Below are 21,550 nucleotides of genomic sequence, written 5' to 3'. Positions count from 1 at the left end.
TTACGTGTAAGAACATCATGAGACAATGCGAAATATATTGAAAGCTAATATGAAGAAATAAAAAACCCGTTTCGAGTTTTTTATTTGTCCATAGGCACGCTGTCGAATGTATACATTCGCGTACCAAGGGGGTAACATCCCCTTGAACCCCTGAAACTCGACGAGTTTATTTATGGAAAAAGAAAGTGCCACTATTCATATTCAAACGAGGCTGACACCTTCTGAATATGATCCGTTTAAAACCATCATAGAGAACTTTGATATTAAAAAAGCGGAGCTTTTTCGAAAAGTTATTTTGTCGAACGAGAAAAATATGGTGGAAGTGAGTGGGTCAACCAAAGAGACTGACGCACAAAAGCGCATAGTTTTCCTCGCCAATAAGACCTCGAATAACATTAACCAAATCGCCAAAAAGCTCAATCAAGCCTACCGTGGCGAGGTGGTAAGCGAGCGGAACTACGTGAAGGTTTTGAATGAACTGATTGGCGTTCGTTCTGCTTTTGAAAAAGGGATGGACAAGTGTTAGTTCGCGTTCGCGGTGGTAAAAGTGGTATCGCTGAATATTTGCGTGATGGCATGAAATCTGAGAGAGAAATGCACCGTGACCAATTAGATAAACGTATTTGTATTGACGGTGATTTATCGCTTACCGACACCATCATTAAAACCATGGAAAAAACAGATAAACCAGATAATTATTTTCATGTTACTTTTAGTTTTGCTGAAAGAGATATCTCCGAAGGAATAATTAGGGATGTGTATGAGGAATATAAGCGAAACATTATGTCTGCGTTCAAAGACGAAGAGTTTAATATTTACGCTGAAATACATATCCCAAAAATAAAGTCTTACGAAAATAAGAGTACAGGGGAAGTGGTTGAACGTTTTCCTCACGTTCACGTTGTAATACCTAAGAAAAACCTACTAAATGATAAAAACCTTAATCCTTATGGATTTTACAAAACAAACTTAGAATATTTTGACGCTATTCAAGAACGTATTAATTCAAAGTTTAAATTGGTATCGCCATTTGACAATCAACGCGTATTTAACATTGACCAATCAGAGCTATTGGCGCGTTACAAAGGCGATAACTTCAAAGGCGAAAACGCCAAGCTAAAGTCCGAGCTGTTTGACGTTATTCAAGAGAAAAACATCACCAGCATGGCCACGTTCAAAGAAGAACTGACCAGGTATGGAGAAGTGTCGGTTGGTAAAGCCGGAAAGCCTGACGAATACCTAAAAGTAAAACCTCATGGTTCAACGCGCAATGTCCGTCTGACGGACAATTGTTTTCGTCCCGACTTTATTCAGAACCGGATCTTAAAACGGGAAAAGCCTAGCGAGAAGAAAGTCAAGCGCTTGGTTGAAGAGTGGACGAGCAGTAAATCTCATGAGGTGAAGTACATTCATTCAGCTTCTCCTAAATTGCGTGAGCAATACAAGGCGCTACCAACTCAACTGAAAGGAGAGTTTTTAAATGAGCAACGAGAACGATACTACCGACAATATGACCTTAGCAGCGGAACCCGACTTTCAGAGCGAAACGGAGCAAGTCAGCGGAATATTCCAACGAGCAGACGGACGCGTGGTAGAGAGCCTGGTCTTGAACGAGGCATCCCAAGAGGATTTACCGATCTCCCCAACGGCTTGCCAAGTGTGTCCCAACTCAATGTGGCTCCAGCAGGACGAGAACGGCGAGCTAGTGCTACAGAACTATTGCATGTTAATGCATCGAATCATTTGGAAATCCAACCAACCCGTCGAAGTCCTGAACTGCGACGGACTGGCTATGAACCTCGCAGACGACTAGTTCGCCTTTCTGTTTACCGAAAGTCTTCACCTAACGCGACACTTGCTACCGTTAATCGACTTAAAGCCAAGGCGCAACACAGCGAGAGTTACGTGACGCAACTGTTCGACGCCTACCAAGAAAGTCAACAAGAGCAAAACGAGATAGGTCGTTTTCGCACTATCAGGCAAAACCTAAAGGCCGAGAACCTACTTAACCACCTAGCTGTTTCTCACGGTTTGGTTAAAGACCAGTACCGCCACTTCAAAGCCAAAGATGGCTCAGTGCGTATCAAAGCCGAAACGCGAGCTTATAACGTTAGCGATTTTTGCACCAAGCACTTGGGGCTGAGTTGGGATGAAACCAAAGAAATCTTAAAGAACGTGTACGGCCAGCAGAGGCAGCAACTTGCGCAACAGCAACGTGCTCGCCAAGAGCAGCAAGCCGTTAATTCCATCGTGTTTGTTAGCAATAGAATCACTCAGAGTTGGAGGAGAAAGAACCCGCTTGATGAGTCCATCCGATTGCTCAAACACTTGCAACGCAAAGAGTACATTGGAGAGTTAACTATGTCATTGAACGAACTAGAGCGCTACCGCGCACCAGAATCAAAAGACAACGCTATTCATTCAGCCAACGAGAGCTTTAGTGCAGTAGAAAGCGCTAAGCGCATCATGAAGGCGAGGGAGACAGCAGCGCAGATCACGTTGACCATGAATGACCTGGTCGCGAGCAAGAATGATTCGAAAAAGTATGTTTATTTCTCAGATAAGAATACAGGTGACAAGCTGTTTCGTGATGACGGCGAGAAAATCGTCATGCACAACAAACAAGCTGACATCAACCATACCGCAGCGGCGCTCACGCTCGCCGCAGAAAAGTTTGGGGTGGTGAAAATCAATGGGACAAAAGAGTTCAAACAACAAGTGATCGATGTGGCGGTGAGTAAGGATTTAAACATCGTGTTTGCTGATAAGAAGGTAGAAGCGGAGTTTGTTCGTCGTAAGGAAGAGCTGAAACGGGATTCAACCGTTGCAGCGATGGACAGCGCTCGCTCGAAAAATGAAACGGCATCTGATCGTAAAGAGCGAACGGATAATGGGGCACTGACCACGCAGCAAAGAGAAGAAGTGCTTAAACCTGCTAAGTACGATGTGAATTATCAGTGGGATAAGCTCAGCGGTATGCTGAAAGTGACGATCAACGGTGAATCGCCAAATCGCTTTGAGCAATCTGCGGTTGAGAAAATTATGAAGAAAGATGCTTTCTTAAAACACTACACTATCAAAGAAGTGCAGTTTGGGTTGATAGACCAAAAGAAAGCGGAGGGTGTTCAGCCTGTGCCTAAAACGTATGATGCTCAAGCTAATGTTATTGAAAGAAAGGATGAACACCAAAGCCGTTACATGAAATAGTGACTTATGCAGATCATCGAGAATTTGGCTGGGAAAATTTACTTTCATACCCACCAAATTGTCGTTTATGTAGAAGCTGAGTTTGGTATTCGCTATACCGTTGCGGACATGAACCAACGGTTACATCACAATGGATTCTCATACAAAAACATCCAAGGTGTTCCTCGAAAGCTTAACTTCGAGCAACAACAGGTTGTGTTGAGAATTACCAAGCCCTAAAACTGAGTGATGTTTCGTGTTATTTATGAATGTCGTTCATCCAACTCAATCGACTAAATTGATTTACGGTTAGATCTGTAAGGGGCATTGAAAATTGATAGCCTGTTGCATACTGTTACTTAATAGAGTAACTACAACCCTTGTACTGCCTTAGCACTAGTTAGGGCAGTGCAACTGAAAGCTGCCTTAAAGTAAGTTTGCAGCAACTTAAACTTTATGTTTCCAAATCACCATTTGGGATATTTTTCCTGCGAGTTAGCTACACAAGTGGTTTTGTTATGTATAATAATCGATTATTAAAAATGTATATATTAATAACTATTGGTTTCTATTAATGCTCAATCCTATTTGGCTTAACACTTTTAAAACATTGGTCGATGTTGGGCACTTCACCAAAACGGCCGAGTTGCTCCACATGACGCAACCTGGGGTAAGCCAGCACATAAATAAACTAGAAGCTGCGTGCGGTTATCCTCTGATAAAGAGATTTAACAAGAAGTTTGAGTTAACCATCTACGGGCGTAAAGTTTACGACTATGCTGTCAAACACTTTGAAGAAGAGTTTGAGTTATTACAGAATTTAGCACACGACGAACCTTTCCGAGGCCGCTGTACTATTGGCTGTTCGGGAACTTTCGCTTGGTTGATTTATTCAGAATTACTTTCTTTGCAAGCGAGTTATCCAGACTTATCCATTGAGTTAGAAGCAACACCAAACCAACGTATATTTGAGCAGATACTGCAGGGGAAATTGGATATAGGTCTAGTGACAAAAGAGCCTAACCCTAAATATTTCGCGAGCCGTATTGTTGGTGCGGAGTACCTTGCTCTTGTGCTGCCGCTTTCCGCAGACGAAAGCTTGCCGATAAATGAAATGTTAATGGAGTTGGGAGTCGTCCGTCATCCAGATTTGGCTCACTATTTCCAAACTTATGTTGATCAAGCGAATAATGATTTGCTTCGTTTGGTCGATTTAGAGGATGTTTCGACACAAAGCTATATTAACCAAGTGCATCAAATATTGGTTCCTATAGCTAAGGGTATCGGTTTTACGGTGGTGCCTCGATGGTGCGTCAACCTGTTCACAGCCAAAGAACAGCTAAAAATATTCAATATTACCGCAGAGATACAGGAGCCTGTGTACTTGGTTAGCAAACTTAATTCACCACTGGCTAGGCGTTATGAACAGATCATTAGAGTTATCGAGAACTCTTTTGATATAGGTTGATGTGAGTTAAGAACAACTATTCAGAAGATATTAGCTTTTTGGCCCTATATCTGACCTAGGAATGAATACAAAAAGGTTGGCATCAGAGCCAACCTTTTGCTTTACGTATTTAATTATTCATAGTCTGAAGCGTAAGTGTCTTCGTAAGAGTGTGAGTAGAACTCAAACAGGTTGCCAAATGGGTCTTCCAGATAAACCATCTGTGCTTGTTTTAGCTCGTCTTCTGGATGGTAACGCATGATGTCCATACGGACTTTACCGCCATACTCTTCAACACGCTTGATTGCGGTATCAAACTGTTCTTTTGGTAGCTGTAAGCAGAAGTGGAATATACCTAGGCGAGAGAATTCTACTTCATGACGTTCTTGACGATCTTTCATCTCAAACAGTTCAACACCTATACCATCTGTCGTTACCAGGTGAGCGATGTTAAAGCCTTTAAACCCTTCACCGAATACCGCAATGCACATACGGCCAATTGCAGACTCCCGTTCTTCAATCACTTTAGTGTTGTTCATTACAATACGAAGTCCTAGCGCTTTAGTATAGAACTCAACCGCTTTGTCCATATCACCAACCATGATACCTACGTGATTCATTTTCATAATTTGTTCCCAATACCTTCAATTTTGTAACGATCGTTTCGATAGATGGGAGTATATGGATGTATATAAATTAAATTAAATTATCAATAGTTATTAAAATGATAATTTTAAATTATACTAAAACGTGAAATGTAAGATATCTCTGCATTAGAAGTGTACTATTTTTATAGGACATCTAATTCTTTGACGGTGACTAATGGGCTTGAAAGGTACTTTAAGTACATCCAAAATTAAAAAGAGCTGCATAGCGCAGCTCTCTTCAAGTGAACAATAGATTATTTCAATCTATCTTTGACTCCGTCATCTGGTTAGTCACTCTAACATATCTGCAATCTCAAAATTGGCGTTGTGTCTTGCTGCTTGGATATACTCATTGCACTCTTCTGTACTAATAGACCACGAGCCATTTTGGGTTCTAGATACTACTTGCTGCAAAAACTCTGATTGCCCTGCTGTATAGTTCCAAGCTAAGTCACTACCATATTGCTTGCATAAATCCACTCCGCTTAAGTTTGAAGCATCCGTTGATGCATAAGCTGATAGTGTGAATAGACATGTACTGAGTAAAATTATTCCTTTCATCTTAGACCTCCTCATATTCAGTCTACAAATTAAGAATAGTTTCAATCGATGAAAGGGCACTGCTCTTTACATTTTTTTGAATAAGGTTTACGTAGCTTTACGTTTAGTCTTGGTTCTGATTTTAGTGGCCATTCAATGACCCTAAACGAGGTGATGGTGCATATTCGGAGAAATGTTTGAACTATTAGAAAGAGGGAAGTATTTGTACTGGGAATGTAGAATTAAAAAACGCGGCCAAAGAGTGGCCGCGTTATTTATAATTAAAGGATTAGCTTTCTGTCACTGGTTCAGATGCTTGCTCAGCGCTTGAATCGACAGCCTTAACAAGTAGTAGACCAACACCACCAACAATCGCGCCACATAGGATGAAGACTAAGCGACCCCACAATGGGTTAGGTAGTAGGGCCATAAACATAACACCTAAACCTGCTACCGCGATCAGTTTGCCCAACATTTGACGCTGTTTGTTATCGAGTTTCTTCTGTGCGACAGATTCTGCTACAAGAGGCGTTGCTAGGTTGTCAAAGAACTTGTCTACATCAGCTTGACGCTTCTCAGTTAGAGGTTTGTAGAAAATAGTCGACAGGATGAAGAAGCCACCAGTCAGAACAATGTGTCCTACTAGACCAAGAGCTACTTTAATATCAGACCATTCACGCTTAGTTAACTCTTCAAGACCGAAAGTTGAAGACACCATGTCAGCTGTGATAATGAAGCCAACAACATAAGACACGATACCACCTACAATCAGAGTACCCCAACCAGCCCAATCTGGAGTCTTCTTAATAAAGAAGCCTAAGAATGCTGGAATTGTCATTGGGAAGCCGATAAGCGCACCGACATACATCATTGTGTCGAACAGGCTCAAACCTTTCAGAGAGTTGATGAACTGCGCGATTAAGATGATTGCGATACCAAAAACAGCTGAGGTGACTTTAGATACAGTAACCAGCTCTTTCTCAGATGCCTGGCCTTTACGTATAACGGGTTCGTAGAAGTTCTTAACAAAGATACCTGAGTTACGGTTAAGACCAGAATCCATTGATGACATTGTTGCTGCAAACATAGCGGCAACTAACAAACCGACCATACCAGCTGGCATGTATTGTTCTACAAAGTAAAGGTATGCGAAGTCACCGGCTTTGCTGCCCGCTTCTGGGTATGCTGCGGCTAAATCGACACCTTGGCCTGCAATGTACCAAGACGGCATAAACCAAATAAATACACCACCTAGCATTAGAACACATGCAAGCAACGCTGCTTTTTTCGCATTCTTTGAGTCTTTTGCTGCAAGGTAACGGTAAGAGTTCAGCATATTGTTAGTAATAGAGAACTGCTTAACAAAGATAAAGAATGCCCAGATGCTGAAAATGCTAAGGTAGTTTAGGTTGTTACCCGCTACAAAAGAACCGCCTTCTGCTACAGGGAAGTTTGAAATGATTTCACCAACACCACCGCCTTGAACTACTGCAACGACAGCACAGGTAACGGTTACTGCCATGATGATGACCATCTGCATAAAATCAGAGGCAATTACTGCCCATGAGCCACCAGTAACTGACATAGCAAGAACAACCAAACCTGTAATCCAGATAGTTGCTGTCATGTCGAAACCGAAAATTCCAGATGCGATGATAGCCAAAGCGTTTAGCCATACACCTGCTGAAACAACACTGTTTGGCATAGAGGACCAAGTAAATACTTGTTCGTTCGTAGTACCAAAACGCATGCGGATTGCTTCGATTACCGTTACAACACGTAGTTGGCGAAACTTAGGAGCAAAGTACGCAAAGTTCATGAAGTAACCAAATGCGTTTGCCAGGAAGATTATAGCGACCGCGAAACCGTCGTTATATGCTTTACCTGCCGCACCAGTAAATGTCCAAGCGGAGAACTGCGTCATAAATGCAGTTGCACCCACCATCCACCAAAGCATATTACCGCCGCCTCGGAAGTAGTCACTAGTGGTACTTGTAAAAGTTCTGAACATCCAACCTATTGCGATTAAGAATAGAAAGTAGATGCCTACAATAATAGTATTGAGTTCCATCTTTAGACCTTTTGATAGTTGTTTAATGTCTGTGTGCTAATAGTAACTACCGCTCGCTTTAATTGTAGTACAATAAGTCAAAATCGTGACCAGTAATACGGAATAAGTGGTTTAATTAATCATACAAGTGATCATCGTCAGATATTGAGTCTTGATTTTTCAATGGAGCCTTAGTTACAAGTGGGTAAAGAGTTTTTTGAGTGAGCTAGAACCTAGTGATTGGTTTTTAACCTAATCGAATGTGCTCAGAAAAGTCGTAAAAATTTAGGGTTTTTAAGGAACTATCGACGTCTTGTAAAAAAAAGCCCACACAAGCTGCTTGTGTGGGCGAAAACGGCATGGGTACCGTTTGAGCCAATGGCTCTGCTGGTTGGCAATAGAGCAGTGAAACGTGGTTTTGGGTATCGCTAGACAATACTCGAGGGTGCATTGGTTAACGTGGCTGCTCACGATTCACTGTAAGATCTTCGACAATAATTGCAAACCCAATAAAACTAAGCTCAATAAAGTGCTGATTTGTCTAGGAGCAACAAATCTTCGTTTAGGGCATCATGTCGAACTGCTATCAAATGCTTCTTAGCTGCATGAGTAGTGATTCTTTACATAACAATGCTTAAAAACAATGCTATTGTAATACAAATAAGGGAGGGTGGGGTTAATTAAAAGTGTTAACAGTGTCACGATATTGCAGCTTTAAGATTGATAGTGATAGTGATAGTGATAGTGCTGGTTATCTTGTATGTACAGTTAACTTTCTAAGATGCTCTCATGTTTGCCTATTTTTCTTTGCGACATCTTTTTGAAATATATTGGCTTCATCGGGAGGGCCATTAGGATTATAAAGGCTGAGGTATTGAGACCTGGTATCTCGTCGACCGAGAACGCCAAACGGCGTTGACGTTTCTCTAAACGTAGCCAATTGGTGAAGTACATCTAAATCCAGAAAGAGAAGCTGCTTAATAAGCAAGTAAATGATGACAACTACCTTGAAAAACGCCGCCCCCAAATATTTTCAGAGAGATATCTGAGAGCGGCGCAATCAGGTTCCCGAGATCAAAAGAAAGATCGCGGTAGAAACATCAGAATTTTTCATAACAGAATACTTTGTGGTTTAAATACTCAGACGGTAAAGGGTACCTATCGTCGTCTTGGCTTGAGGAGTTATGCGGGTTTGTTGAGCGAGTAATAATTCAGCGGTGGCAACTGCGTCTGCCAGTGCGTTATGACCGTTGTATGCAGGTAGTCCATAACGTGCTCTTGTCGCGGATAGTGTCACATCATATTCATCAGGGGAGTTGATCGCTTTTTGTAACCGCTTTTCAATACATAATGTGTCAATCCAAAGCAGAGGAGGTGTATCGATGTTGAATACGTTTAGCAGATACTGGTTGATGAAGTTTGCTTCGACCAAGCAACCGTGAGCAACAATCAGTTTTCCTTCTGCCACTTTAAAGAATGACCTCATCGCTTCATGGATAGAAACACCATCGGCGAGCATTTGTTGCGTAATATGATTAACTACAGCGGTTTCTGGCTTAATTTTTGAGTCGCTGTGAACGTACATGTGCTTACTTGTAGATAAGTCAATGTGGCCGTGTTTAACTTCAACCCAACCAATCGACAAAATCACTTCTTCTTCACTATCTAGACCTGTAGTTTCTAAATCCAAAACAACAAATTGTGTCTCCGAAGCAAGTTGGCTTACGGGTAATTGTGGGGAACGTAATAGATTCTTTAGATATGTAGGGAGTCCTCGTTTTTTAGCGTAACTGACTCGTTTACGATTCATTCGCTCAAAAGGGTGGAGGTATTCAACTAAACGTTTCATTAACGACTCCCAAAGCGAACTTTTGCTGCTTCTTGTAAATCGGCAATGATACGAAATGCATCTTTTAAGTGTTTACGCTCAAAGCTACCAAACGAATTTGGATCGATTTGGTTATTAGGTTCTTTGCCATTCTTTAAAGCGTCCAATTGGTGTGCAAATCGGAACGAAAGGATGAACTGGTATGCATTGGTAATGTTCTTATAGGAATCATCGCTTAACATGCCTTTTTCATTAGCAGCCTTAAATCGTTCGTCAGTGGCTGTAAGATCGCACTCTACGGCCAGACCATAGATCCGAGCTAGATCAATGATTAGAGTGATTGCATATTTTTTTATATCTAGTGTTTTTTTGTCTTCACCGGATTTTTGCAATACCAAGCTGTTAAAAATACCCAGTGGCGGGTTCGTATTTACTGCATCATTAACTAGCATAGAAAGAAACTCTCGGTTCCCTCTAATATTTGAGTGCAATTCATCACGTAATATACGTTCAAACTCTTTGTTTCCGTATACGGTACGAATTTCTAAAAAGACACTAATATTGAGTAGTCTTTCATACTCCGGGCTGGCTACCCACTTCTTATAGTATTTTTTCCACACAGTCAGTGTTTGGCACCACTTAGGGGTAGCGGCCATGAACTTGCCTGGGCATAACGGATAATCACATTTGTCCAAACCATTACTCACCATCATGGCGAGATGTTTGAAATAGATGCGATCGTTATCTGTTGCTTTTTCTTCTAACACGATTGCACTGTCTTGATCAGATAACATGTGTACTTCATTACGGGCATGAGAACCTGCCACAATCCAAGAGAAATCACAGGGTGGAGTACCTAACTTATCAATGGCAATTTCTATTAAGCGACGGGTATAAGCGTCCATAATCATTGTCATCACTTTTCCAATGATTTCTGGTGAAACACGTCCCTCAACTAAAGCTTCAAATATGGCTTGGCGTTCTGAAGTGAAACTAGAAAGTGCCTTTACACTGCCGGCATACTTAATTTTTTCGATTAGAAATATCGCCTGAACACGATGATTCTGAACTAAGTGTGTTGTTGTTAAAACGCCAACAACCTTATTGTCTTTTACAAGCGGCAGATTTCGTATGTTATGTTGCATCATAATAGAGGCAGCATGCAGCACTAGATCCTCAGGATGAATAGTTTGGGGATCTGGTGACATTACTTCAGAAATTGGATTGGCAATACTTAAACCTTTCGCAATGACTCGTTTGGTCATATCCCGGTCAGTAATTAGGCCTGCAATTTTATCGTTTTGGTACACAACTGCACAGGGAGAACACTTATCTAACATCTCGTTCGCCACTGCTTGGATAGATTGATCTGCGGTGACAATAGCCACTCGACCGCTGGCTATATCTTCAACCCGGCGAATAAATAGCCCTTTTTCTTTATTGGACCAGACGACATCCAATGCTGATTTCAATCTAACTTGGGCTTGAGATGCAAAGTGCTCTGCGCATTCAGGGCAGGCGGTACAAAGCTTTTGAAGTGCTGAGTTAGGTATCACGTAAACCAGTGAATGTTCTATAGCAATCGCTTGGTATTCTTTTCCGTTTTCTACTTCATTGCCTAAAAAGGTAAATCCAAATAGATCTTCTGGGCCTAGTTTGGCTCTCAGTACACCGTCAGATTTGCGTTGTTCGATTGACCCAGTTCGAATGATATAAAGCGATTTTTCACGTTTGGAAGTTCCCTGATCAACGACTTCACCTTTACTGAGATAAGTAATCTGAACGTGAGACGCCAGTTCACGAAGCGCTGTTTTAGGAATTTTGTCAAATGGGTCTATCTGACTGATGAACTGTAGGATGTTGGGAAGCAATGAGTCGGTCATACTACAACACTATCGAAAGTTAATTTGTATTACTATATATCAAAATATTGGGAAGGTATCATCCATAAATGGAAATTAGTTTCGAGTAGCAATAAAAAAGCACGCGTTAATGCGTGCTTTACAAGATATTTATTGAACTCAATGTTTAGCTTGCAACAGGTAGTCGATGTTTTGACTCAAGTAAGTGGTTAGCTGATGCTTGACGAGCTTTATCCGCATTGCCAGCCATAATTGCTTCGTAAATATCACGGTGTTCATTGATACATGTATTACCTTCTTCAGAGGAATGAGCAATAAAGTTAATAAACATCGTTGTTAGAACATGGCCAAACGGCAAGAAAAAGTCGTTTCCAGTTGAGTTAAAAATGATGCTATGAAAACGGATATCGACATCCATCCAACGTTTTTTATCCAATTCGTCTTCTTTAGCAACTTCTAACATATCTTGAAAAGCTTCAGAAAGTTGGATTCGTTGCTCAGCCGTTGCATTCTTTGCTGCGAGAGCACATGCCTCTGGTTCTATCGCACGTCGTAAACCTAAAAACTGGTGGCAGAATTGATCGATCTCTGTGAGGCCATCCATCCATTCTATTAATTGTGGATCTAAGAAATTCCAGTACGCACGGTTTATCACTCGAGTTCCAACCTTCGGACGTGACTCTAATAAACCTTTAGAGGTTAATAGTTTTACAGCCTCGCGTAATGCAGTGCGGCTTATACCAAACTGCTCACAAAGTGCCATCTCTCCTGGAAGGATAGATCCTTGAGGAATCTTACCTGACAAAATGCTACGCGCAATTTCGCGAGCTACTTGCACGTGAAGGCTTCGTTTAGAACCTGAAATAGAATGAAATTCGCCAGACATAAAATCACTTAATTTGGTTAAATATGTATTATTTAAGTAGCACTATAACACTCCTAGTGTAGCTCACCAAGCAGATGTTGACATAATAGTAGAGGGGCTCACATATGAAACTGTACTATTTATAACGTCATTGTTAGCTCTTTATTTCTTTATGATTAAGATTTTTGCCAATGCGTAACTACTTTCCAACTCTTTAGAACAATGCCGTTACAAAAAATCGATGATAGTGATAAGTCACACAAACTTTAAGTGAATATGCCAAATTTGTTTTCGAGTAAAGAAACTAAAAGCATAAGTGCTTTCACTAGATATAATGTTATTGTATTATTTATTGGTAGTGCGGCATTTAAACCGCACTACTGAACAATTTCGTTCCAAACGACGAATATCTGACCTTAAAATGCCAGTGTCGTCTGGTCTTTTTAAATTTTATCCATATTAGTCGTGAATGATTTAAGTGCATTGCAATGAGGAGCGCAAATGGCAGAGTTTGCTCTTGTAGGGAATTCTAACCACAAGATACATGTACAAGTGGCTAGACAGATTGCTCGTAAAATATTGTCGGAAGAACTGCGTCAGAATGAAAAACTCCCGAGTGAAATGGAGTTATGTAAATTATTCGGAGTGAGTCGTACCGCTTTACGCGAATCGACCAAACTGCTTTCTGCAAAAGGGTTAATTCTATCCAAACCGAAAGTAGGTACAACAGTACTTCCGAGAAATTACTGGCACTTTCTTGATCCTCAGCTTTTAGAATGGATTCAAGATTTAGAGGACACCAAGCCATTCTTATCTCAGTTCTTAGGTTTAAGAAAAGCGATTGAACCTGAAGCTTGTGCGTTGGCTGCAAACAATGCAAGCGCAGAACAAAGAAAAGAGTTGTCAGTAATTTTTCAGCGTATGTCTATGGCGGCTAATCGCCATGATTACGAAGACTGGATAATGAATGATCACCTGTTCCATCAAACGATATTCCTTTGTACTCGGAATCATTTCTATATCCCTTTCAGCAATATCCTTTCCACCATTTTTAAGCTGTTTATTGATGAATCAGTGGAGGGGGGGAGGTTTTGCCTAAATGAGCACCGTTCTATTTATGATGCCATTATGGCAGGTAATCAATTTCAAGCTCGTTTGGCTTCGCAAATACTGTTAAATGATGAAAACCAGAAACTCTCTAAAGTAGTCAATGGATAAAATAAACCAATTTAAACATCGTATTGCTTATAAAAACGTGAAGTTTAAAAGCGACAAAAATCCTTGTATTGAACTCTCTCCTAAGGCTCAATAATGTCTTCTCAGTCTTATATTAGAAAAAATTTATCACTTGCCTGGCCGCTAGCACTTAACGCATTACTCATGCAGTCAATGTTAATGATTGATACTTTTCTTGTTACTCCACTTGGTGAAGTGTCGCTTGCTGCAATGGGTATCGCGACTACGGTTATTTCGTTTGTTTTGGGAATTCAAATGGCCTTGGCCAATGGCTCTCAGCTGGTTCTAAGTCGCGCGGTAGGCTCGGGGAAGAGATTCTCTTTAAACAAAGGATTCTGGGCTGGTTTAAGCATCAACGTTTGTGTCGCGATAATTTTCTGGACATTACTAGCTGCTTTTGACGAAGTACTGATAAGCTACTTAACTGATAATAAATCGCTTTATGCAGAAACTCAGCGATATATTGGAGTAGCGAAGTACATCATCATATTTAACGCTATTACACAGATGATGATCGCGCTCTTTAACGCAATGGGGAGAACTAAAGTCCCTTTCAAAGGATACCTGATCGAGCTCCCTATTAATGTCGCCATGTCTTATGTGCTTATTCATGGGCTCTTAAGCTTTGAAGGAATCGGCGTGCAAGGTGCAGCGGCTGGCAGTTTAGTTGCTATTGCTTTACGACTTTTGTATCTGACAATGTGTATCAAAGTTGATGATTCCATTGTTTTGTCGATGAAGAGCCTCGATGCTTCACTTAAGAGTAATATTCTTAATCACTTTAAAGAAATACTCCCTGTTGCCGCAAATGTGACTATGTTGCAAACGGGCGCCACGATTTATATGTTGCTGTACTCACAGCTTACTCTTAATGCCTACGTGGCGATGACAATTGTAATGCCGTGGGTTAAAGCCGGAACACAATTTATTACTGCTTGGGCACATTCTTCAGCAATTACCATCAGTCAGGCGATTGGCTCCCGGCAAATGGACGAACTGCGCAAGAATGTCGATATCAGTATTGATATGGCAGTGATGATTTCAATTGTATCTGCGGTGTTATTTTTTGCGCTGAGCTTTGTATTATCAGATTTATACCCAGATTTAGCTCCAGATACTTATTTAGCGCTTTCTGCCATTGCGCCTTTGTACATATTTCTTCCCGTTGTAAGAGGCTACAACACAGTGCATGGCCATATATTAAGAGCACTTGGGAAAACAACGGAAGTCTTTAAGATAAACTTCACGGGCCAATGGATTATATCTATCCCACTGTGTGCGTGGGCGATCTTATATTTGGATCTTTCTATTTTCTGGGCGTTTGCTGTGATGCCTTTTGAAGAAGTTGTTAAAGCATGGCCATTCAGGCATTTAGCTCGTAAAGCGTTAAATGAGTTTGACCTGAAAAATGCAGATAAGCTTATGTACGATTAATCAACTTTTCCATTTAGGTAGAACTTTACAGAAGGTTTCTACCTACTCTTTCTAAGTTCCTTTTTCTTAAGAAATTAAGCAAGATCACAGATGTTGTAGAAGCTTCTTATAAATTGTGATCGGTAAAACACATCGTGACATATTCGCTCGCATAGTTTTCCACTTTCCTTACTATATGTATGACAATATTACATATAGTAAGGTTTGACGATGAAACACAACGTACTAATCGCCGCAATGGCTTTAGCTCTGCCTACATTCGCAATTGCTTCTGACTTAAATAATGGCATCGATTACCCAGTTCCAGCTGATAAGTTCGACATGAGAAACTGGAAAATCACTATCCCTTCTGACATCAACGAAGATGGGAAAGTAGATGAAATTGAGGGAGTTGCGATGCTGAGCTATTCTCACAAGGATTTCTTTTTTCTAAATGAAGAGGGGAACTTAGTTTTTGAAGTTCACAATAAAGCGGTAACGACAAAGAACTCAAAGAATGCACGCTCTGAGCTACGTGAAATGCCTCGTGGTGCAGACTTCTCTATCAATACCGATGATCTACAAAACCATTGGGCTCTGTCTAGCCACCCTAAAGCAGCCGAGCACAGCCATGTTGGCGGTGTGTTAGAAGCCACTTTAAAAGTTGATCACGTGTCTGAGCACGCTAAATTCCCAGAGAAAGGACCAGCTCACTCTGTTGTTGTTGGCCAGATTCATGCGAAAAAAATTGATGCACGAATCAAAGAAGGTAAAGGTTATGGCCATGGTAACGAACCTATCAAGATCTTCTATAAGAAGTTCCCAGGTCATGAAATGGGTTCAGTATTCTGGAACTACGAGCGCAACCTAGCGAAAAATGATCCAAATCGTATTGATATTGCTTATCCAGTTTGGGGCAATACATGGGACAACCATGACGAGCCGGGCAAAGCTGGTATCGCTTTAGGTGAAGAGTTTAGCTACAAGATAGAAGTAGTCGGTACAATGATGAACCTGACGTTTGAAACAGCACGTCACGACACCGTGACTTACGCTATCGACCTGAGTAAAGGTGTGGATGACAAAGACTTCGAACACGGTTACGCGGAAGACATGTTTTACTTCAAAGCAGGTGCTTATGGTCAATGTAGCGTAAGTGAATCTCATCCAGTATGGGGAACTGGCTGTGCGGGTACTGGCGATTTTGCTATCGATAAGAAAAACGGTGACTACAGCAGCGTGACGTTTTCTAAGCTTAAGCTAAACGGCAAGTAAAGCGATTAATCCGTAAAGCAGTCACCCCGTAAAATAATTTAACGTCAATCTAAGCCTCGCTACTCTAGTGGGGCTTTTTTAATCTTTCATGCCTGATATCTTACGGGTATTTAGGCATTTCTAAACCAAGGTTTCTGGTCAGTTCTGGATAGACTTTACCATAGGCCTTGCTACGGCTTTCCAAGTCTTATATTAGGCTATTTTTATGGCGACTAAGCGATTGGCTTTGAACTTAAAAGAGGCAGTCGGAACAGGAAGATGGTAGGAGGAAAAGAAAAAACCAGACCCGAAAGTCTGGTTTGATGCTGTGGAGCTTTTGGAGAGGTTAGAACTGCTCTGAATCGATATTGTCGAAGTAAGCTTTGTTACCTACACCACTGTTATCACCGACATAAAGGGTGAACTGTGATGGTGTATTCGTTGCGTCTAAACCAGTTGCAGATTGTTTCGGTGCGTCTACTGTCGCGCCATTGATTGACACGCTAATGTCATCACCATCCCACGCTAGAGACATAGAATTCCATGAATCTGTTGTAATTGAGCCAATTTCGATGTCATCTGTACCTGCTTCCGCTTCGACTTTGCCGCTGCCAGAGATTCTTAGCTCGTAAAAACGGTCTGAGTTGTTTTTACCCGAACCAATGTTGACGTAAGTGGTTTTGGTATTATCAGACGGAACAAATACATCAAATGATACACTACCGCTAGTCAATGAACCTGCTGCAAATTCACGAGCGACGATAGGTTTGGTTGATGAATGGTCGTCACTAATTAACAACGAGTTAGGACCGCTGTTTGCTTGCGCATCGCTAACTACTGCTTCAGCAACATCTTGTCCTGAATTTGAATCGGTATTGTATTCAATCCAGCTTGGGTTAGCATCGCTGATGTTTGTACCTACAGTGTAAGAATCAAAGTTCTCAGTCACGTCACCTGTTGGAGTTTCTGGGCTGGTTTCACCGTCAGAGATTACCGTAGCTTCGGCGGTAGCACTGTTGTAAACCGTAGCTAGGTTTACGCCCGGAGCGTAGCTGTCAAAATCTTCTTCTAGAACCAATTCTTCAGTGCCAGAATCGCTAGAGTAAACTTTCAAGTTATCTGCATTCAGTTCGAAGTTGGTCGTGTTACCATTGTCACCCAGTCTTAGTGAAATGTAGGTAACTGCAGTACCATCCGCGACAGGAAGCATATCTCCAATTTGCTGACCGTTGACTGAGAAAGAGAAGAAGTCTTCTACCCACGCCACTTCTAATTTAAGGTTTTCACCTAACTCAAAGGTATCGCCCGTTTCAGTGAGGCTACCGCTAGCATCACGATATTTAATTTTTCCGTTTTCAAACGCCACTTCGCCATGCAAGTTAGAGTTTGAGGTTTTCTCTGCGTAGAATGAGATGTAAGCGTTGTCACCAGAGCCATCGGCTTCTTGCACTGTATCCGCGTGCTCTTGATACGCCAAATCTACAGTCAAACGGCCATTTAAAATTTCAGAAACACTGGCTGAATCCACAAGCTTGATACGTAGCTCACCAGTATCTTCTTCTGTGCCGCCTTTGTTAGTGTCCAGAATTTGTACGATATTATTGACGCCAGCTTCACTGTTTGCTGCTGCAACTGCATCGGTAACGTCTACATTTTCTGATTCATCACCACCAGAAAGATCGCCTTCGTTAGTACCTGAAATTGTTAGAACACCATCGGTAATGTCGAGGCTACCGGTTAACTCTGCCACGTCCGTTAGGTCGGTTGAGTTACGGTAAAAGTTGAAAGTAAGTGTTTCTGCGTCAGTGTCTTCGGTATAAGTGGAAGTGTAAATCGTGTAGGTGCCGAAGTTGTCGTCATCGTTGTAGTACTTTTGTGTGCCGTCTTTAAAAACATACACGTTTGGTAGATCGTTCTCGTCACCAGATGCGGCTGCCGATACAGGTGCTGAAATTTCCCACATGCCCTCACTTAATGCAGACTCAGTTTCCGCTGGTGGTGGAGTGGTAGGAGTTGATGGTTCGTCTCTCAGATCGGTATTACATCCAGCTAACAAGCCTGTAGAAATAGCAATTGCTGCTGCAATTTTTGTTATTTGCATAATAGGTACTCACTTTGATTTATGTCTGTTTGATTAATGTAGTATTGTTAGACAAATAAAATTGAGCATCTAGGGAGAGGTATCAATAGGATGATCTCACTCACACTCAGTTCAACTAATGCGTGTTTAATTGATAAATAAATCACACAAATGTTCGAATTGGTGTCGTTGAATTTTCTAGATTAAGCTACGAAGTTATCACTCATATAGCAGCTGTTTACCACATAGATAAACCGTTACAGCCGAGGCTATTGTTGCCGGTAGCTTTGATTGTAAACACCAAAAACCACGTATTTTTGATGCGACGATATGTGTTAACTATTTGATTTTATTGTGTATTATTGTTTTTGTGCTAAGAGGAAAGCATGGTGGAAATTGCTCTTTGTAAACTACAGTAAGCTCTGTTTATGAATAATTGAACACTCATTATAGATAATGAAGGTGAATAAATAAAAACAGGACTTAGTTAACAGTTAATGGAATATAGTAATACAAATAGTCTAAAAAAATAACTTCCATGATGGATATCACAGAACTACAATCCAGCTTTGACTACTATTTGTCATACATTAATTCAATATCATTTAATGCAACTCTAGGGATTAAAACCAGATCCCGAAATAAATATATACAGAGAGATATAATCATGAAAGCAGTTACTAAAGTATCCCTACTCGTTACGTCAGCCCTGTTAGCAGGTGCCGCTTCTGCTGCAACCCTAGACTATCGAGCGGAATATAAACACGAAGATGAAACTTACGCTCAGCGCATTAAAATTGGTGGAGGTAAAAAAATCACTGATGATATTCAATTGGGTTTTGGTGTAGAGCAAAAATTTCAAAGCAATGATAAGTCTAATTTTTGGGACCAAGTTGAAGCCGGTGATTCTGAATTCGACTGGGGCGTACGCTACCAACTTAATAAACAATGGTTTATACAACCGGGTATGCCATTAACATTCGGTGATGAAAAAACGACGTACAAACCTCAAATTCGTGTTGGTTACAAAACTTCTTTTGGCTTAAGTACCGCTTTACGTTACCGTCACGAATTCCAAGTTTATACTGACGACGCTGGCAATAAAACATTAACAGATGGAACCTCAGTTAGTGTTGCTGGCAAAACCGTTGAACAAGGAAAATGGACACTAACCGGTTCGTACGACATGCGTCAGTTTGGTAACGAGTACCTTGATAACGTTAAGTTAAATTACGAGATTAACTACAATAAAAACTATGACGAAGTGCGTCTTTCTGATGGAAAAGACTCTGAATGGGATGCTGGTATCATTGTTGGATACCAAATGGGTAAATTCCGCCCTTACATGGAATTTTGGACTGTTGATTACGGCTCATCAGCAGAAGATGACCGTCAATTAAGAACACGTCTTGGTCTTAAGTACAGCTTCTAATAAGCCTTTAAGTTTTTTGCATTATCATCATAGGTGAACGATCACATGAAACATATTTTCCTTAAGAGCTTGTTAGCTTCTTCTGTACTTGTTGCTGTTGGCTGCAACAGCACAGCAACCATGGTAGACCCATTCCCAAATAACCAAGAAATCGGCGCTGACATTCTGACTCCTATTGCAATCACGGCTAGTAGCCATGATGGTAATGTGCCAGAGAACTTACTTGACCAAGATATTATGACTCGCTGGGCAGCGAACGGTGACGGTGAGTGGGCTATGTTGGATTACGGCTCAGTTTATGAGTTCGATGCAATCCAAGTTTCGTTTAGTAAGGGGAACGAACGTGTTACGTCATTTGATGTTCAGTTCAGCATAGATGGTGAAAATTGGGTGACGGTTATTGAGGGGGCACAAAGCTCTGGTCGTGCTCTTGGTCTAGAACGTTTCCAGTTCGAGCCTGCAGTAAAAGCTCGTTATGTGCGTTACGTTGGCCACGGTAATACCAAAAACCAATGGAACTCAGTTACTGAACTAGCGGCAGTTAACTGTGGAATCAATGCGTGCCCAGCAAGCCATGTCATTACTGATGATGTTGTTAAAGCAGAAGCGACTATGATTGCTGAAATGCAAGCTAAGGAAAAAGCGCAAAAGGATCTCCTTAAAAATAATCGTAAAGGTGATTTCGGAGAACCAATTGTTCGCCCTTGTGAAACGACTGTGACGTGTGACCTAACTAAAGCGATGCCTTCCCCTACGTTGCCAGCAACTCCAATAGCCACAAATGCACCGGGCCAAAACTTTGACCTGACGCGCTGGAAACTGACGACGCCATTTGATCATAATAAAGACGGGCGTGCTGATGATATCGATGAGTGGGATATGGCAAACGGCTTCCAACACCCGGATATCTTCTTCACCTCTGAAGACGGTGGCATGGTGTTTAAGAGCTATGTAAAAGGTGCGCGTACCTCTAAAAACACTAAGTATGCACGTACAGAGCTACGTACTATGCTACGTGCTGGTGAGAAGTCCTACAGTACAAAAGGTGTGAATCCAAATAACTGGGTATTCAGTTCAGCGCCAGTAGAGGATCAAAAAGCAGCAGGTGGGGTAGATGGCACGCTTGAAGCAACTCTAAAGATTGACCACGCAACAGTCACTGGTCAGTCACACGAGGTTGGTCGCTTCATTATTGGCCAAATTCATGATAAAGATGATGAGCCAATTCGTCTTTACTACCGTAAGCTACCAGATCAACCAACAGGTACGGTTTACTTCGCTCACGAGAAAACTAAAACCGGTACAGAGGATTACTACGATCTAGTCGGTGATATGACTGGTGAAGTCGGTGAAGACGGTATCGCACTTGGTGAGAAATTTAGCTACATCATTGATGTGAAAGGCAACACAATGACGGTTACGGTAAAACGTGATGGTAAAGATGATGTTGTTCAAGTCGTTGACATGAGTGACAGCGGCTACGATGAAGGAGGTCGCTACATGTACTTCAAAGCTGGTGTTTACAACCAGAATATGTACGGTAATCCAGACGATTACGCACAAGCGACGTTCTATAAGCTAAAGCAGTCTTTCGGTAAATATGAAGGCTAGTTTGACGTAATTTAATCTTGGTCTGTTGACTTACTGAGCCCCCAGTTTGATTACTGGGGGCTTTTTCTATCTGATACAAGAAAACCATTGATAGTGTAT

15 protein-coding genes and 1 pseudogene are annotated in these 21,550 nt (G+C 41.3%); 9 read left to right on the top strand and 7 right to left on the bottom strand.

What is annotated here, in order from left to right; genetic code table 11:
• Positions 1-172: 172 nt before the first annotated feature.
• From DBX26_RS18870 to DBX26_RS18855, 4 genes and pseudogenes are all read left to right on the top strand, one after another.
• Complete coding sequence (locus tag DBX26_RS18870) at positions 173-526, top strand: plasmid mobilization relaxosome protein MobC (RefSeq protein WP_118120578.1); 354 nt, start codon at positions 173-175, stop codon at positions 524-526.
• Positions 520-3,207: an LPD7 domain-containing protein gene (locus DBX26_RS18865; protein ID WP_118120577.1), complete on the top strand. Its 2,688-nt coding sequence runs from the start codon at positions 520-522 to the stop codon at positions 3,205-3,207. The genes DBX26_RS18870 and DBX26_RS18865 overlap by 7 nt, the downstream gene beginning before the upstream one ends.
• 6 nt (positions 3,208-3,213) lie before the next feature.
• A pseudogene (locus tag DBX26_RS18860) lies at positions 3,214-3,496 on the top strand (winged helix-turn-helix domain-containing protein); the annotation flags it as partial.
• Between the two features lie 264 nt (positions 3,497-3,760).
• Positions 3,761-4,654 carry a LysR family transcriptional regulator gene (locus tag DBX26_RS18855; protein WP_118120575.1) on the top strand — a complete coding sequence of 298 codons (894 nt, stop codon included), beginning with the start codon at positions 3,761-3,763 and terminating at the stop codon, positions 4,652-4,654.
• A 113-nt stretch (positions 4,655-4,767) separates the two neighbouring features.
• Here DBX26_RS18855 and DBX26_RS18850 read toward each other — a convergent pair whose 3' ends face one another.
• The 6 genes from DBX26_RS18850 to DBX26_RS18820 all read right to left on the bottom strand — a co-directional run bounded on the left by DBX26_RS18850 (position 4,768) and on the right by DBX26_RS18820 (position 12,446).
• Positions 4,768-5,259 (bottom strand): VOC family protein, encoded by a 492-nt coding sequence (locus tag DBX26_RS18850; protein WP_118120574.1) that lies wholly within the window; start codon positions 5,257-5,259, stop codon positions 4,768-4,770.
• Positions 5,260-5,571: 312 nt separating this feature from the next.
• A complete protein-coding gene (locus tag DBX26_RS18845; protein ID WP_118120573.1) occupies positions 5,572-5,841 on the bottom strand; it encodes a hypothetical protein in 270 nt (89 codons plus the stop codon).
• 268 nt (positions 5,842-6,109) lie between these two features.
• Positions 6,110-7,891: a transporter gene (locus tag DBX26_RS18840; protein ID WP_118120572.1), complete on the bottom strand. Its 1,782-nt coding sequence runs from the start codon at positions 7,889-7,891 to the stop codon at positions 6,110-6,112.
• 1,111 nt (positions 7,892-9,002) lie between these two features.
• The gene (locus DBX26_RS18830) at positions 9,003-9,719 is read right to left on the bottom strand and encodes a 3'-5' exonuclease (RefSeq protein WP_118120570.1); all 717 of its coding nucleotides are present in this window, start codon (positions 9,717-9,719) and stop codon (positions 9,003-9,005) included.
• A complete protein-coding gene (locus DBX26_RS18825) occupies positions 9,719-11,581 on the bottom strand; it encodes a putative nucleotidyltransferase substrate binding domain-containing protein (protein WP_118120569.1) in 1,863 nt (620 codons plus the stop codon). The genes DBX26_RS18830 and DBX26_RS18825 overlap by 1 nt, the downstream gene beginning before the upstream one ends.
• Before the next feature lie 145 nt (positions 11,582-11,726).
• Entirely contained in the window at positions 11,727-12,446 is a 720-nt protein-coding gene (locus DBX26_RS18820) for a FadR/GntR family transcriptional regulator (protein ID WP_118120568.1), read from the bottom strand.
• 480 nt (positions 12,447-12,926) lie between these two features.
• Here DBX26_RS18820 and DBX26_RS18815 point away from each other — a divergent pair, with 480 nt between their 5' ends.
• From DBX26_RS18815 to DBX26_RS18805, 3 genes are all read left to right on the top strand, one after another.
• The gene (locus DBX26_RS18815; RefSeq protein WP_118120567.1) at positions 12,927-13,643 is read left to right on the top strand and encodes a FadR/GntR family transcriptional regulator; all 717 of its coding nucleotides are present in this window, start codon (positions 12,927-12,929) and stop codon (positions 13,641-13,643) included.
• 162 nt (positions 13,644-13,805) lie between these two features.
• A complete protein-coding gene (locus DBX26_RS18810) occupies positions 13,806-15,095 on the top strand; it encodes an MATE family efflux transporter (protein WP_254063632.1) in 1,290 nt (429 codons plus the stop codon).
• Positions 15,096-15,332: 237 nt separating this feature from the next.
• Positions 15,333-16,349 (top strand): polysaccharide lyase family 7 protein, encoded by a 1,017-nt coding sequence (locus DBX26_RS18805; RefSeq protein ID WP_254063630.1) that lies wholly within the window; start codon positions 15,333-15,335, stop codon positions 16,347-16,349.
• 325 nt (positions 16,350-16,674) lie between these two features.
• On the opposite strand, the gene DBX26_RS18800 is transcribed toward DBX26_RS18805, so the two are convergent.
• Positions 16,675-18,429, bottom strand: a complete 1,755-nt coding sequence (locus DBX26_RS18800) for a hypothetical protein (RefSeq protein ID WP_118120564.1) — start codon at positions 18,427-18,429, stop codon at positions 16,675-16,677.
• 646 nt (positions 18,430-19,075) lie between these two features.
• Between DBX26_RS18800 and DBX26_RS18795 the strand changes: the two genes are divergently transcribed.
• The gene (locus DBX26_RS18795; protein WP_118120563.1) at positions 19,076-19,840 is read left to right on the top strand and encodes an oligogalacturonate-specific porin KdgM family protein; all 765 of its coding nucleotides are present in this window, start codon (positions 19,076-19,078) and stop codon (positions 19,838-19,840) included.
• A gap of 45 nt (positions 19,841-19,885) precedes the next feature.
• Complete coding sequence (locus DBX26_RS18790) at positions 19,886-21,451, top strand: polysaccharide lyase family 7 protein (protein WP_118120562.1); 1,566 nt, start codon at positions 19,886-19,888, stop codon at positions 21,449-21,451.
• The last annotated feature ends 99 nt before the right edge of the window (positions 21,452-21,550 follow it).

Source organism: Vibrio sp. dhg, assembly GCF_003443775.1.
Lineage (GTDB): Bacteria > Pseudomonadota > Gammaproteobacteria > Enterobacterales > Vibrionaceae > Vibrio > Vibrio natriegens.
The sequence above is the reverse complement of the archived record's forward strand: the minus strand, read 5'-3'. Positions and strand labels throughout refer to the sequence as shown.

Coding starts and splice junctions, on each gene's coding strand:
- DBX26_RS18870 (WP_118120578.1), top strand. CDS start 173: ATGGAAAAAGAAAGTGCCACTATTCATATTCAAACGAGGCTGACACCT.
- DBX26_RS18855 (WP_118120575.1), top strand. CDS start 3,761: ATGCTCAATCCTATTTGGCTTAACACTTTTAAAACATTGGTCGATGTT.
- DBX26_RS18850 (WP_118120574.1), bottom strand. CDS start 5,259: ATGAAAATGAATCACGTAGGTATCATGGTTGGTGATATGGACAAAGCG.
- DBX26_RS18845 (WP_118120573.1), bottom strand. CDS start 5,841: ATGAAAGGAATAATTTTACTCAGTACATGTCTATTCACACTATCAGCT.
- DBX26_RS18840 (WP_118120572.1), bottom strand. CDS start 7,891: ATGGAACTCAATACTATTATTGTAGGCATCTACTTTCTATTCTTAATC.
- DBX26_RS18830 (WP_118120570.1), bottom strand. CDS start 9,719: ATGAAACGTTTAGTTGAATACCTCCACCCTTTTGAGCGAATGAATCGT.
- DBX26_RS18825 (WP_118120569.1), bottom strand. CDS start 11,581: ATGACCGACTCATTGCTTCCCAACATCCTACAGTTCATCAGTCAGATA.
- DBX26_RS18820 (WP_118120568.1), bottom strand. CDS start 12,446: ATGTCTGGCGAATTTCATTCTATTTCAGGTTCTAAACGAAGCCTTCAC.
- DBX26_RS18815 (WP_118120567.1), top strand. CDS start 12,927: ATGGCAGAGTTTGCTCTTGTAGGGAATTCTAACCACAAGATACATGTA.
- DBX26_RS18810 (WP_254063632.1), top strand. CDS start 13,806: ATGCAGTCAATGTTAATGATTGATACTTTTCTTGTTACTCCACTTGGT.
- DBX26_RS18805 (WP_254063630.1), top strand. CDS start 15,333: ATGGCTTTAGCTCTGCCTACATTCGCAATTGCTTCTGACTTAAATAAT.
- DBX26_RS18800 (WP_118120564.1), bottom strand. CDS start 18,429: ATGCAAATAACAAAAATTGCAGCAGCAATTGCTATTTCTACAGGCTTG.
- DBX26_RS18795 (WP_118120563.1), top strand. CDS start 19,076: ATGAAAGCAGTTACTAAAGTATCCCTACTCGTTACGTCAGCCCTGTTA.
- DBX26_RS18790 (WP_118120562.1), top strand. CDS start 19,886: ATGAAACATATTTTCCTTAAGAGCTTGTTAGCTTCTTCTGTACTTGTT.